The organism is Ruegeria sp. BF10, from assembly GCF_056538725.1.
On sequence record NZ_JBQFTR010000001.1, the window covers coordinates 1,826,680 to 1,840,739 of the forward strand.

Sequence of the window (14,060 nt, forward strand, 5' to 3'; positions counted from 1 at the left end):
TCAGCGGATGACCCCTTCCAGAACGGCACGGAACCGGGGCTGCAAGTGCTCCATCAACAGCGACGCCACCGCCTTATCCGTCAGGTCCAGAACAACACCCTGATCTTCTGCGCGGACGCGGATGCCTTCCTGCACGTCATCGGCTGCGTGCAACTCGACATTCTCGCGCAGCATCTTCGCGGTCAGCCCAAGAACATATTTCGTCAGCTTGCCGGATTGAATGTCATCGGCATTTTGCTTGATGTCTTCCTGCGTGGCGACCCTGGCAGGCAGGATAACGGAAACCTTGCCGTCCAGGTTTGCACTTGCCCCGGCCCGGCCTACCACCTCGAGGATCATCTGCCTGAGAAGCTCGGGATCGGACATCTCTTTGGTTACAAGGCGTTCGACATCTGCCTTGAAGCGATCCGTCAGACCTGCCTTCATGGTCAGCACGGCATCCCGCATCGCCGTGTTCAATGCTTCTTCCCCGGCAGCCCTGTAATTGTCGGTCTCTGTGCGGGCTTTCTTTTTCAACTCCTCGGCTTCGCGCTTTGCCTCTGCCACGATGCGCGCGGCTTCGGCTTTTGCTTCTGCGCGCAGCTTTTCGGCTTCGGCCTGACCTGCGGCAACCCCATCGTTGCGCAATTTGTCGATCAGGGCGTCCACGCCGTGCGAAATCGTTCCGTTCTGTGCCATCAGCTGATCCCCGCACTAATGACCAGTGCAAACACGAAGGCAAAAACACCAAACCCTTCGATGATTGCGGCGGGGGCCAGGGCAAGGCCAAAAATCTCGGGCTTTTCCTTGGTCGCGTTGATCGCAGCCGCACAGGCCCGACCCTGCCAGATGCCGCAATACATCAGCGCGATGCCCGACAGGATGCCGATGCCGAACAGACCGCCCGCGTTTTCAGGCGTCACGTCGCGGTTCAGGGTAAACATGATGACGATCCCATAGATGACCATCGTTGAGGGAAACGCGGATACACCCACGAAACGGCCATAGCCGCCCTCGGTTTCCGTCATGGCCCCGATACTGGCCATACCGGCGATCGAACACCCTATGGCGCTGGCCGCAGCCCCCAATGCCATTGGCGCATAAATACCCAGCCAACCCAGTGTAAGAACAAGCTCATTCATTCCTGAACCTCCTTGCGGGCAAACGGACGAAAGATGATGCCTTCATCCGGCAGACCCCATTTAAAGAATTCGATGTAATTGAGACGCAAGCCGTGCACGACGCCGCTCATCATCGCGAGCGCAAAGTTCAAAACATGACCTATGATCAATATCAGCAGCCCAAACAGAATGCCCGGCCCCTTAAGGGCCTGCATGACCGACACCGCCAGATCATTGAACGTGATCGCCAGCGAAGCCGAGGCAAGGCCCAGCGCAAAAAGACGCATATAGCTGAGAACATCCCCAAACGCGCCCATCGCCCCGGCAAGGCTTTGAAACCCTTCGATCAATCGCCAGATCCAGTCCACCGGCCTCTGGATGACCCGCTCGCTGGAAAACAGCACAATCGCCACGATGCCGGCGGCCAGAATAGCCGCGCCCGGCACCGGCGATTTGCCGTTCATGTAGCCGAGCCAAAGGACAAAGCCGCCGATCAGCGCCGCAATCCAGCCCAGATTGGCAACCGCCTTGCGTTGCCCCCACGCCGCGCGGGCCGCAAGTGCGTTGGCCAGGACAAGGTGTATAACGCCAACGACGATCGAGACCATCATCATCGCGCCGAAATCGTTCAAATCCAGCACCTTGAGCCTTGCCCAAATCGAGCCGGCAGCCGGTGATACCCCAAAATAGCTGCCCACCATGACGCCGTAAAACATCGAAACAGCCGAGATGATCAGGCCGAACAGACGCCAGGATCTTTGACCTGCCGTGCCATCCATCCGTCTCCAAAAGGCCAGCACAGCCAGCAGGATGACAGCACCGTACCCGGCATCCGCCACGATCATGGCAAAGAAGATCGCGAAGGACGCCGAGACGATGACGCTGGGGTCCCAGTACTGATATCCTGGCACCTGATAGAACAGCGCCAGATCGACAGCGGCCCTGCGGTTTTCAGGCTGCTCCAACAAGGTCGGGGGCGTGTCGCCCGGCCCCGGATCTTCAATCAGGACGGCCGAGCCCTTGGCGTTTGCCATGGCAAGAACAGTCTCCACCTGATCCACGGGAACCCACCCCTGCAAAGCAAACACTGCCTCTTCATCGCGCACTTTCTGCGTTGCATGGGCAAGCTCAGCGGCACTTTCGGCGACGGACAGGTTCCCGCGCATCAATGTCAGATAGCGCGTCAGCGCAACGCGTTCGGCTTCCAACGCCTCGAGGGCGATCTCGGCCTCTTCCAACTGGGCCTCAAGCTCGTGCACAGGCAGCGAGCCAACATGCGTTCGCGGAACAGGAAGAACGCCATCATCGGGTTCGTCAGGTGAAATCAGAACGGCATACAGGTACCGGTGGTCTTCCGCCAATATTGCCCATGGGAATCTGACCTCGGACAGGGCATCCCGGTGCTTCAGCGGCAGCTGATAGAACCACAGCCTGTTGCCAGCCAGCGCATCGGTCGGCGGAAAATCCAAATCACCCCAGGGTCGCACCTGGGCGATGCGATGGGCCAGAAAGTCACGCCGGTCCATCGTATCCCGAATGCGCTGCATGAGGTCGGTCACCTCGCGCACGAAACGGTCCATGTCGAAATCCGGGGCGCGCGTGATCTGACGGCGTGGTTCAGGCACTTCTACAAGGAAACGCAACGCCTTATACGCATCTCTTGCACCACGATCGCTGATCTTTTCCGGTTCGTTTGGCGGCGGTACAAGCGGCAAAACATGCATGCAGCCAAGGGTCTGAAGCGCCTCAAGCGTGTCCGCCTTTTTTGCAGCCGGCCCTATCAGGGACATCTTTTTCAAACGCGCAACGCTCATGTCACAGCTTCCTGCGCGTGCTTGCGTTTCGAGATCTTTGACCGCACGACAGCCTGCATCTGTTCGTCGCTCAGGTAGATGCGGATTTTTTTGATGTTGGCCTTGGCGCGCGGGATCAGAACCTTTTCGAACAAGTTGACCCGCTGGGTAATGGTGGCCACCGCCCTTTCGAAGATGCGAACCCGTTCTTCGGCAATTTTCACCCGCACCCGCGCTTCGATAACGTCGTGCAGCAAAAGCGCAGCAGCATCGACCCAATGGGGCTTGGCCAAAACGGAATACGGGCGCACCACCACATCGATCCGATCAAGGTCAGGCAGTTTGACCCCCACCACATTGACCTCTTTGACCTTGTAGTCCCTGAGCGTGACCAGCCCATCCAGAACGACACCCTGCTGGGCCAGCATCGGAAGCCTTTCACCAACCTGTTGCACCAGTGCCTGTACCTTTTGCTCAAGACGGTCGACCTCTTCCCGGGCCCGGGCCCGTTCAGCCATCAACTGTTGCCGCTTCAGGTCCAGCGACGGCAGGAACCGCTCATAGCTTTTCAGCTGTGTCTGTTCGCGTGCAAGCGACGATTTATTCAGCTGCAACCGCGCCATTGGCATCCTTCGGGAAATACTTGTCGATCAGTGCCTGCTTCATCAGCAACTGTTCAGGCGCAAAGCACTCTGCCAGAGTCTTCCAACCCAGATCCAGCGCCTCTTCCAGCGGGATCGAAACATTGATGTCCATGAACTGAGACCGGAACAGGCCGCCGAATTTCAGCAACTGGTGATCATAGTCTGACAGGTCGAAGGCCATCGCCTGTTTCTGCGCGGCATCGCGGCTTTCAGAATAGAAACGGATCATCGTGTTCATGATCTGCCCGTGATCTTCGCGAGTGGTCTTGCCGATCACGTTCTGCTTGAGGCGCGACAGGCTGCCGAACGGATCGATCACACCGGAATGCAGATAGAACTGCCCTTCGGTGATATAGCCGGTGTTATCAGGCACCGGGTGGGTCACGTCGTTTCCGGGCATGGTCGTGACGGTCAGAACCGTGACCGACCCGCCTTTGGCATAGTCACAGGCTTTTTCGTATCGGCGCGCAAGCTGCGAATACAGGTCCCCCATATAGCCGCGCTGAGATGGCACCCTTTCCTGACTGATGCCGACCTCTTTCATCGCGTCAGCATAGGCGGTCATGTCCGTCAGCAGGACCAGCACGCGTTTGCCCTCTTCCACAGCGAACTTCTCGGCCACTGCCAATGCCATGTCCGGCACTAGCAGACGTTCCACCAAAGGATCCATCGCCTGATTGACGAACATGACGGTGCGCGAAAACACACCCGCATCTTCGAACGAGGTGCGAAACGTGTGGTAGTCGTCAAAAATCAGCCCCAGCCCGCCAAAGATCACGATATCCGCGTCGGCCTGAATACCGATTCGGCTGAGGAACGCGTTGAACGGCTCGCCTGAAACCGAGAAGATCGGAATTTTCTGGCTCTCGACCAATGTGTTGAACACGTCGATCATCGGCACATCCGTGCGGATCATTCTGTTTGGAACCGCGCGTTCCGCCGGATTGACGGTCGGTCCGCCAATATCGATGTGCGGTTCCGCAGACAGGTCGGGGCCTCCATCAATGGCCACACCGGCGCCATCAAACACGCGGCCCAGAATGTTGGCCGAATAAGGTGTCTGCATCGGGTGACCGAGAAAGGTTGCCGTTGCTTCGGTCGATACGCCCTTGGTGCCGGAAAACACCTGCAACGTGACGACATCCCGGTCGATGAAGATCGTCTGGGCCAGTGTTTTTCGGCCATCCACCGTCTCGATCACAGCGAGGTCGTTGAACCGGACAGTCGGTTCACGAGTGCCCCCGATTGGCACTCGAACCTTGATTGTGTCCCCGACGATTTCCAGAACACGCGTGTACTTCAACAGACTTCGGGACATTGCTTATCCTCACTGTTCCAAGTCGTTTTTCGTAATTCGCGCTGCACGGTTCAGCGGTAATTTTTGTATTAACAATGCCAGCTTACAGCGAATTCACAAATTGGCAAATGAGTTCAGCCCCCCTCTTTCGGGATGCCTGAACGTCAATTACTAAATTTTTAGTTTGACACATACGCAAGAAATCGCTGATGCTGTCCGGCATCCGGTTTCTGCCGGAGAACCATAATTTTTGGGAGGAGACAGATGCGGAGACATCTACTTTCCGCAGTGGCGGCGGCTGCCGTCATTGCGGGGCACGGTCCTGCTTGGGCCGACGAAGCCGCAGCACAACGCTGGATCGACGACGAATTCCAGCCATCGACATTGTCGAAAGACGAACAGATGGCCGAGATGCAGTGGTTCATCGAAGCTGCACAGCCTTACGCAGGTATGGAAATCAACGTCCTGTCCGAAGGTATCCCGACACATTCCTACGAATCCGAGGTGCTGACCAAGGCGTTCGAGGAAATCACCGGTATCAAGGTCAACCACCAGATTCTGGGTGAAGGTGAAGTGGTTCAGGCCGTTCAGACCCAGATGCAAACGGGTCGGAACCTGTATGACGGCTATGTCAACGACAGTGACCTGATCGGCACCCATTCGCGTTTGCAGCTGGCCTATGCGCTGACGGACATGATGAACGGTGACTGGGCGGCGACAACTTCGCCGACGCTGGATCTGGATGACTTCATGGGCATTCAGTTCACCACCGGCCCGGACGGCAAGCTGTATCAGCTGCCCGACCAGCAGTTTGCGAACCTTTACTGGTTCCGCAAGGACTGGTTCGATGATGAGGCCAACAAAGCCGCGTTCAAGGAAAAATACGGCTATGATCTGGGTGTCCCGGTCAACTGGTCCGCATATGAGGACATCGCCGAGTTCTTCACCAATGACGTGAAAGAAATCGATGGCACCACGATCTACGGCCACATGGATTACGGCAAGCGCGCGCCCGACCTCGGATGGCGCATGACCGATGCCTGGCTGTCGATGGCCGGTGCCGGCGACACGGGCGAACCGAACGGTGTGCCTGTCGACGAATGGGGCATCCGCATGGAAGCGGGCACCTGTAACCCTGTTGGCGCTTCGGTGTCGCGTGGTGGTGCTGCAAACGGTCCCGCTGCGGTCTATGCGATCCGGAAATGGGATGAATGGCTGCGGGCCTATGCGCCTCCGGGTGCCGCGTCTTATGACTTCTACCAGTCACTGCCGGCACTCAGCCAGGGCAATGTGGCCCAGCAGATCTTCTGGTACACGGCCTTCACCGCCGACATGGTCAAGCCGAAGTCCGAAGGCAACAACACCGTGGATGACGAAGGCACGCCGCTGTGGCGGATGGCACCCAGCCCGCACGGCCCCTATTGGGAAGAAGGCCAGAAGGTTGGCTACCAAGACGTGGGGTCCTGGACGTTCCTCAAATCGACCCCCTCGGATCGTGCCCAGGCAGCCTGGCTTTATGCCCAGTTCGTGACCTCCAAAACTGTCGACGTGAAGAAGTCCCATGTGGGTCTGACCTTCATCCGCGACAGCTCGGTCAACCACGAGTCGTTCACCGAACGCGCACCCAAGCTGGGTGGTCTGGTCGAGTTCTACCGCTCGCCTGACCGCGTGGCATGGTCGCCGACTGGCATCAACGTGCCGGATTATCCGAAGCTGGCCCAGATCTGGTGGCAGCAGATCGGTGACGTGAACTCGGGCGCCTTCACCCCGCAAGAGGCGATGGATCGTCTGGCCGAAGAGATGGACATCACCATGGCCCGGATGCAGGCCGCGGATGAAAGCGCCGGTGTCTACGGCGGCTGCGGTCCACGCCTGAACGAGCCGCAGGATCCGTCCTTCTGGTTGGAAAAGCCGGGTTCGCCCAAGGCCAAGCTTGAGAACGAAAAGCCGCAAGGCCAGACCGTCAACTATGACGAACTGGTTCAGCGCTGGCAGTCTCAGTAAGCCGTTGAAACCCGGGGGTGCCGCATCAGGCACCCCCACTTCAAGACCAGTGCATTGCACTGAAGGACCGGAACCCACGGACATGATCGAACTTCAAGACGCGACCAAAAGGGTCGGCAACGTCATCCATATCAAGCCCACAAACCTGACCCTTCAAACAGGCCACTTCAACGTGCTGCTGGGCGCGACGGGCTCGGGCAAGACCTCTCTGATCAAGATGATGGCCGGGCTGGACCCGATCGCCTCGGGCAAGGTCCTGATGGATGGGCAGGACGTCACACGGCTGAATACGCAGAAGCGAAAAATCAGCCTCGTGCACCAGTTCTTCGTGAACTACCCGCATATGACCGTATTCGACAATATCGCCTCGCCATTGCGCGTGGCAGGCATGGCGCAGTCCGAGATCGAGGGCCGCGTGGAAGAGGCCGCCGACCTGCTGCAACTGCGCCCGATGCTGCGCCGCCGCCCGCACGAGCTGTCGGGTGGCCAACAGCAGCGTACCGCGCTGGCGCGTGCCATCGCCAAGGACAGCCGCGCGGTATTCCTTGACGAACCGCTGGCCAACCTGGACTACAAGCTGCGCGAGGAATTGCGCGAGCAACTGCCCGAGCTGTTCGCCGGGCGCGGGGCCGTGGTGGTCTATGCCACGTCCGAGCCCGAAGAGGCGCTGCTGCTGGGCGGCTACACCGCCCTGATGGAAGATGGCCGCGTAACCCAGTTCGGGCCAACCGCTGACATCTATCGCAACCCCGAGAACATCGCCGCCGCGCGGGTCTTTTCAGACCCCCCGATCAATGTCGCACGCATCACCGTTTCCGCTGCGCAGGCGCAACTGGCCGGTGGAGGTGGCTGGGCCGTCACCGACATGGCCGACGGAGATTACATGGTCGCGGTGCGGCCGCATCGTGTGACGCCGTTCCGTACGTCTGACGCGGACGTGGAACTGACCGGCCGCGTGATCGTGACCGAGCTTTCGGGCTCGGATTCCAGCGCGCATTTCCAGCATGGCGAGGACGCCTGGGTGTCGCTGGCCGCCGGTGTCCATCCCTATCAGGTGGGCGAGGATCACACATTCTTCATGAACCCGGCCCATTGCCGGTATTTCGGCCAAGACGGCAAAAGGGTGGCCTGACATGGCACAGATCAAACTTTCGAACCTCCGCCACAGCTACATGCCGTCGCCAAAAGGCCCCGAGGACTATGCGCTGAAGGAAATCGACGTGACCTGGCGTGATGGCGGGGCCTATGCGCTGTTGGGGCCGTCGGGCTGCGGCAAGTCCACGCTGCTCAACATCATCTCGGGCCTGCTGACCCCGTCCGAGGGGCAGATCCTGTTCGGTGACCGTGACGTGACCGCCCTGCCCCCCGATCAGCGCAACATCGCACAGGTGTTCCAGTTTCCGGTGATCTACGACACGATGACCGTGGGCGAAAACCTGGCTTTTCCGCTGAAGAACCGCGGCGTCGATCCGGCGACGATCAAGCGCCGCGTCGACGAGATTGCCGAGATGCTGGATGTCACTGACATGCTGAACACCCGTGCCAGCGGCCTCAGCCCCGACAACAAGCAGAAAATCTCGATGGGTCGCGGTCTGGTCCGCGACGACGTGAACGCGGTGATGTTCGATGAACCCCTGACCGTGATCGACCCGCATCTGAAATGGAAGCTGCGATCCAAGCTGAAAGAACTGCACCAGCGCGTCAAGGCGACGATGATCTATGTCACCCATGACCAGACCGAGGCCCTGACCTTCGCCGACGAGGTGGTTGTGATGCAGGAAGGCGAAGTTGTGCAGATCGGAACGCCGGTCGAACTGTTCGAGCGCCCGCAGCACACGTTCGTTGGCCATTTCATCGGCTCGCCCGGCATGAATGTTCTGCCCTGCGAGGCGCGCGGCGACCGCGCCCTGTTCGAAGGGCACGAAGTCATACTGGAAGGTCCCATTCACGGTGATGGCGGCCGCACCGATCTGGGTATTCGCCCGGAATATGTGGGATTTGGCGAGACCGGCATCCCGGCGCATGTGACCAAGGTTTCCGACATCGGTCGCCACTTTGTGGTCAGCGCGATGGTCGGCAATACCGCTCTCAAGGCCGTGACCGAACACAGCGTGCCCGAACCCGGATCACAGGTTTTCCTTCAATTCAAACCCGAACAATCCCGCGTCTACCGCGACGGCTGGATCGCAACCGAGGAGCGGGCCCAATGAGAACAGAAAACCAAAAGGCGTGGTTCTTCGTCCTTCCGGTCCTGGCACTGGTCGCGTTCAACGCGCTGGTGCCGATGATGACGGTGGTCAACTATTCGGTGCAGGAAACCTTTGGCAACAACCAGTTTTTCTGGGAAGGCCTGGGTTGGTTCGAACAGATCCTGCGGTCGGACCGGTTTCAGGCCGCACTTGGACGACAGTTCCTGTTTACCTTCCTGATCCTGATCATCGAGGTGCCGCTTGGCATCATCGTTGCCCTGTCGATGCCGCGCAAAGGTTTCTGGGTGCCTGTCTGCCTGGTGCTGATGGCCCTGCCGATGCTGATCCCCTGGAACGTGGTCGGGTCGATGTGGAACATCTTTACCCTGCCCCAGATCGGTCTGTTGGGATATTTCCTGAATGACGTTCTGGGCATCAACTATGACATGACGCAACAGCCGCTTTCGGCCTGGATCACCGTCATCGTCATGGATGTCTGGCACTGGACGTCGCTGGTCGTGTTGCTGTGCTACGCGGGCCTCGTGTCGATCCCGGATGCCTATTATCAGGCGGCCAAGATCGACGGCGCAAGCCCATGGTCGGTGTTTCGGTACATCCAGCTGCCCAAGATGAAAACGGTTCTGACCATCGCGGTCCTGCTGCGGTTCATGGACAGTTTTAACATTTACACCGAGCCTTTCGTACTGACCGGGGGCGGCCCCGGCAACTCGACCACCCTGCTGTCGATCGACCTGGTGAAGATCGCGCTGGGACAGTTCGACCTTGGTCCTGCGGCGGCGATGAGCCTGATCTACTTCGCCATCACGCTGCTGGTCTCATGGCTCTTCTACACTCTGATGACAAAGGATGACGCGCAATGAAGAAGCGGTCTCTTATCCCGATCCTCTATATCGCGTTCCTGATGCTGCCGATCTATTGGCTGGTGGCGATGTCCTTCAAGACAACGAACGAGATCCTGTCGGGCTTTTCCCTGTTCCCCCAGACCTTTACGCTGGAGAATTACATCACCATCTTCACCGATCCGACGTGGTATTGGGGCTATATCAACTCGATCACCTATGTGACGTTGAACACGGTACTTTCGGTTTGTGTCGCTCTGCCTGCTGCCTATGCGTTCTCTCGCTACAGGTTCCTAGGTGACAAACAGCTGTTTTTCTGGCTGCTGACCAACCGGATGGCTCCGGCTGCGGTATTTGCGCTGCCATTCTTTCAGCTCTACTCTTCCATCGGTCTGTTCGACACGTATCTGGCCGTGGCGCTAGCCCACACACTGTTCAACGTGCCGCTGGCAGTTTGGATTCTGGAAGGCTTCATGCGGGGAATTCCGAAGGAGCTGGATGAAACCGCCTATGTCGACGGCTATTCTTTCCCGCGTTTCTTCGTGACGATCTTCCTGCCCAATATCAAAGCCGGTGTCGGCGTCGCGGCCTTCTTCTGCTTCATGTTCTCGTGGGTGGAAATGCTGCTGGCCAAGACCCTGACCGCGGTCGAGGCCAAACCCATCGCCGCCGTGATGACCCGCACCGCATCCAGCGCGGGGTACGAATTGGGCCTGCTGGCCGCCGCCGGCACCCTGACCATCATCCCCGGCGCCATCGTCATCTGGTTTGTCCGCAACTACATCGCGCGTGGTTTCGCGATGGGACGTGTGTGAGGTTCGATATGCGCAAACTTCTTCTCACCCTTCTTTTCCTGCCTTCCACCACTTTTGCCCAGCAGGCCGGATGGGGCAGCGTCGGCCAGCCAGAGGAAAAAGGCTTTTCCTGGACGGCCCCACTGTGGCCCGATTTCTGGATGGCCTGGACCCCGGCGACACTGGCCGTATTCATAGGAATCTTTTCGGCTATCGCTGTGATAGGCGTTCTTGAGGGCTTCAAATATCGCGATGGTATAGAACGGCGCGGCGTACTGGGGCTGACAACCACATTGGGCGATCGGCTTTTTATCACCCTTCTGGGGTCCGCCTATATCTTCCTTGCCTGGTTGGGTCTTGTCGGGCAACCGGTCTGGATACCTCTTTTCCTGTCTATCGGCTGGGGCGTTTTTGTGTTCTGGAAAGTTTAGACTTTGAGAAATCGCGAAAGGATGCTTGTCTGTCAGGCATACTAAACATGACAACACCGAGATCGATGCGAAAGAAAAAGACAACAAATCTGCTGACCGAGGTTGAACTGGAGTTCATGAACGAGCTCTGGGCCCTCGGGCAAGGCTCGGTGCGCGATGTCCTTGACCGCCTGCCTTCGGAACGCAATCTGGCCTATACATCCGGCGCCACGATCCTGCGTATTCTGGACGAGAAGGGTTTTGTGGAAAGCCGCAAGACAGGAAAGACCCTGATCTATACGCCACTTCTGGAAAAGGGCAGATATCAGGCCCGTTCGCTGCAAAACCTGTCCCGCACACTGTTCGACGACACCCCCGCCACATTGGTGGCACGGCTTGTCGATGATGCGGGGCTGAGCGAAGCCGATCTTGAGGAAATTCGAGCGCTGGTAGAGAGGAGACTGCAAAATGACAGCGGTTAGACCGGTTCTCGACGCATTCATTGAACTCAACATCGTGCTGGCCTTGTCGGCCGTCATCTGGCTGGTGGCACGCGCAGCCCTGAACCGAACAGCCCTGCGCCATAGCTTTGTCGCGCAATTGCGTGCACTCAAGGCGCTGTGCGTTTGCGTACTGATCAGCCCGTTTCTTGCGTTCGGCGTGTCATCATTCGCCTCTTACGCATGGCCGGGCAGCGCCATGGCGCTTGGTGACATCGCCGTTGCCGCCTATCTGCGCGGCGATATCGCCATGCCCGCCACCCAGTTCGAAGCCTTGCTGAACACCCGTGAACGATGGGTGGATCTTGCACTGTCAGGGCAACAGCCGGTGATCACTGCCCTTGCAGCCCTGCTTGTTATGGTCGCAGCGGTGTTTGCGGCCCGCGCGCTGCGGGACGCGGCAATGATCCGTCAGACAGTCAAGTCCAGCTTTCTTTGGCGGCAGTCGGCCAAGGTTGACATCCGTCTTTCTGATCGCATCACCGTACCGTTCGCCGTGCGCGGATTGCGCCGTCGCCATGTCGTTCTGCCAAGCCACCTGCTGGATACCCCGCACGAACTGCGCTTTGCGTTGGCGCACGAGCTTCAGCATGTTCGGGCCGGTGACGTGGAATGGGAACTGGGCTTTGAAATGCTGCGCCCGCTGTTGTTCTGGAACCCTGCCTATCTGATGCTCAAGTATCAGTTCGGCCGCTTGCGTGAACTGGCATGCGACCAGTCCGTGGTGGCCCGCAAACGGATCGATGCGCGCGAGTACACCGCGTGCCTGCTGGATTATTGCGCACGTACGATCTCGGTTAACAATCCCCGCGTTCTGAATGTTGCCTTTGTGACGGGCGGCAAGGCCAAGCGTGTGCTGCGCCAGCGCGTGCTTGCATTGACCGATGCGCAACCGACGGTGCCCACCCTCCCCGCTCTGTTCCTGGGGATGGCATTGACCTTCGCCACCCTTCTTGCACTGGGGTCTGCGTCGCTACAGCAAACACAGGATTGGAGCCATGATCGCCTGATGCTGTCGACCGTGGTCAATCTGGAACGGCTGGAAGCGCGCAATCAGGGGAACTGATCCGACCTGATCACCATCCGCGACGCCCGAACAGTGAATGGAGTCGACCTTGATCGGAAAAAGGCTCCAGCGCTTGTGAGCGCTCCAACCGTGCCACAACCCGCGCGACCAGAACCCATCCAACACCTGCAAAGATGACGCCTCCGAAAGCCTGACCCAGCAGAACGCCGGAAGCTCCGGCGATCTGTGAACCAATCGTTGCGAAAACCCATGTTCCAATTGTGTGGCGACCCCAGTTTATCCATGTGGAATACACCGGGTGCCCCAAGTTGTTGAAGCTGGCATTTGTCACGAAGATCACGCCGTTGAAGAACGAAGCCAATGCCAGCGGGCCACAAAACAGATATATCAGACTTCGGGTTTCGCCTTCGGCTGCGAACAGGTCCGCAATCGGTGCGCGCAGCAAAAACAAAATGGCCGACATGCAAAGTACATAAATGGCCGTAAACTTGATTCCAGCCAAAAAGGCAGCACGCACACGATCGAACTTTTCGGCCCCGAAATTCTGCCCGATGATCGGCCCTATCGCGCCAGACAGCGCGAAGATGACCGAAAACGCCACTGGCAACAGACGCCCAATCACAGCCATGCCCGCAACCGCATCCGTACCATATTGCGCGATCTCCCGCACCACGATGGCATTCCCGATCGGCGTGGCGACATTCGTCAGAACAGCAGGAATTGCTATTGCCCGCACGGGGTGCAAATCCTGTCCCACTTGCTTCAGTGAAGGGCGTGCAAATCCCCGATGCACCCGCAGCGCGGGCCACAATGCCGCCCCCAACATGCACAGCCGCGCCAGGACCGAGGCGATTGCGGCCCCATCCAGCCCCAACCCGACAGCAAAGATCAAGATCGGATCCAGAACAGCATTCACCACACCGCCATAAATCGTTGCCATCATCGACCGTCGCGCATCGCCGTGGGCGCGCAGCACCGCCATTGCCGCCATCGCAATCGACATCACGCACATGGTGGGAAGGATGATCGACACATATCGCGTCGCCAGCCTCAGAACCTCTCCTTCCGCGCCAAGCAACGACAGCAAGTAACTGAGATTCAACAAGACCAGGCCCGATGTCATCAGCCCGGCAATCAGCCCGATAACGGCTACGCTGGACGCGTAATGCCTTGCCTGTTCAGCCCGCCCGGCCCCGAGTTCGCGCGCAACCAGCGCCCCGGCCGAAATCGACAATCCGATATTGATCGCGTTGGTGAAAAACAGCAGCGTACCGGCATAGCCCACGGCCGCCGCAAGGGCGTCTTTGCCCAACATCGAGATGAAGATCATATCGACAAAGTCGACGGCAAAAATGGCCATCAGGCCAATGCTGGTGGTCAGCGACATACGGGTCACATGCAGCATCAGGCTGCCGCTCAGAAACACCGCTTTGCCTGCCGAT

14 protein-coding genes are annotated in these 14,060 nt (G+C 58.7%); 8 read left to right on the forward strand and 6 right to left on the reverse strand.

Annotated features, from left to right (window positions below; genetic code table 11):
- From ACR0DJ_RS09240 to ACR0DJ_RS09260, 5 genes are read right to left on the reverse strand one after another with little or no spacing between them, the layout of a single operon-like run.
- Nucleotides 1–678, reverse strand: a complete 678-nt coding sequence (locus tag ACR0DJ_RS09240; RefSeq protein WP_170346520.1) for a hypothetical protein — start codon at nt 676–678, stop codon at nt 1–3.
- Entirely contained in the window at nt 678–1,121 is a 444-nt protein-coding gene (locus ACR0DJ_RS09245; RefSeq protein WP_152457528.1) for an ATP synthase subunit C, read from the reverse strand. Before ACR0DJ_RS09245 ends, ACR0DJ_RS09240 begins: the two co-directional genes overlap by 1 nt.
- Entirely contained in the window at nt 1,118–2,914 is a 1,797-nt protein-coding gene (locus ACR0DJ_RS09250) for a V-type ATP synthase subunit I (protein ID WP_480684661.1), read from the reverse strand. Before ACR0DJ_RS09250 ends, ACR0DJ_RS09245 begins: the two co-directional genes overlap by 4 nt.
- Nucleotides 2,911–3,516, reverse strand: coding sequence for a V-type ATP synthase subunit D (locus tag ACR0DJ_RS09255; protein WP_170346518.1), 606 nt, complete (start codon nt 3,514–3,516; stop codon nt 2,911–2,913). The genes ACR0DJ_RS09250 and ACR0DJ_RS09255 overlap by 4 nt, the downstream gene beginning before the upstream one ends.
- Nucleotides 3,494–4,855, reverse strand: coding sequence for a V-type ATP synthase subunit B (locus tag ACR0DJ_RS09260; protein ID WP_480684662.1), 1,362 nt, complete (start codon nt 4,853–4,855; stop codon nt 3,494–3,496). The genes ACR0DJ_RS09255 and ACR0DJ_RS09260 overlap by 23 nt, the downstream gene beginning before the upstream one ends.
- 243 nt (nt 4,856–5,098) lie before the next feature.
- On the opposite strand from ACR0DJ_RS09260, the gene ACR0DJ_RS09265 reads away from it, so the two are divergent.
- The 8 genes from ACR0DJ_RS09265 (at nt 5,099) to ACR0DJ_RS09300 (ending at nt 12,657) form a co-directional block, all read left to right on the forward strand.
- Nucleotides 5,099–6,838, forward strand: a complete 1,740-nt coding sequence (locus ACR0DJ_RS09265) for an ABC transporter substrate-binding protein (RefSeq protein ID WP_480684663.1) — start codon at nt 5,099–5,101, stop codon at nt 6,836–6,838.
- Nucleotides 6,839–6,920: 82 nt separating this feature from the next.
- Nucleotides 6,921–7,970: an ABC transporter ATP-binding protein gene (locus ACR0DJ_RS09270; RefSeq protein WP_480684664.1), complete on the forward strand. Its 1,050-nt coding sequence runs from the start codon at nt 6,921–6,923 to the stop codon at nt 7,968–7,970.
- Between the two features lies 1 nt (nt 7,971).
- A complete protein-coding gene (locus tag ACR0DJ_RS09275; RefSeq protein ID WP_480684665.1) occupies nt 7,972–9,048 on the forward strand; it encodes an ABC transporter ATP-binding protein in 1,077 nt (358 codons plus the stop codon).
- Nucleotides 9,045–9,908 (forward strand): carbohydrate ABC transporter permease, encoded by an 864-nt coding sequence (locus ACR0DJ_RS09280; protein WP_257600416.1) that lies wholly within the window; start codon nt 9,045–9,047, stop codon nt 9,906–9,908. The genes ACR0DJ_RS09275 and ACR0DJ_RS09280 overlap by 4 nt, the downstream gene beginning before the upstream one ends.
- Nucleotides 9,905–10,702 carry a carbohydrate ABC transporter permease gene (locus tag ACR0DJ_RS09285; RefSeq protein WP_170346512.1) on the forward strand — a complete coding sequence of 266 codons (798 nt, stop codon included), beginning with the start codon at nt 9,905–9,907 and terminating at the stop codon, nt 10,700–10,702. The genes ACR0DJ_RS09280 and ACR0DJ_RS09285 overlap by 4 nt, the downstream gene beginning before the upstream one ends.
- An 8-nt stretch (nt 10,703–10,710) precedes the next feature.
- Nucleotides 10,711–11,112 (forward strand): DUF2160 domain-containing protein, encoded by a 402-nt coding sequence (locus ACR0DJ_RS09290; RefSeq protein ID WP_480684667.1) that lies wholly within the window; start codon nt 10,711–10,713, stop codon nt 11,110–11,112.
- A gap of 65 nt (nt 11,113–11,177) precedes the next feature.
- A complete protein-coding gene (locus ACR0DJ_RS09295) occupies nt 11,178–11,573 on the forward strand; it encodes a BlaI/MecI/CopY family transcriptional regulator (RefSeq protein WP_480684779.1) in 396 nt (131 codons plus the stop codon).
- A complete protein-coding gene (locus ACR0DJ_RS09300) occupies nt 11,560–12,657 on the forward strand; it encodes a M56 family metallopeptidase (protein ID WP_480684668.1) in 1,098 nt (365 codons plus the stop codon). Before ACR0DJ_RS09295 ends, ACR0DJ_RS09300 begins: the two co-directional genes overlap by 14 nt.
- Nucleotides 12,658–12,667: 10 nt before the next feature.
- Here ACR0DJ_RS09300 and ACR0DJ_RS09305 read toward each other — a convergent pair whose 3' ends face one another.
- Complete coding sequence (locus ACR0DJ_RS09305; RefSeq protein WP_480684780.1) at nt 12,668–14,023, reverse strand: MATE family efflux transporter; 1,356 nt, start codon at nt 14,021–14,023, stop codon at nt 12,668–12,670.
- Nucleotides 14,024–14,060: the final 37 nt, after the last annotated feature.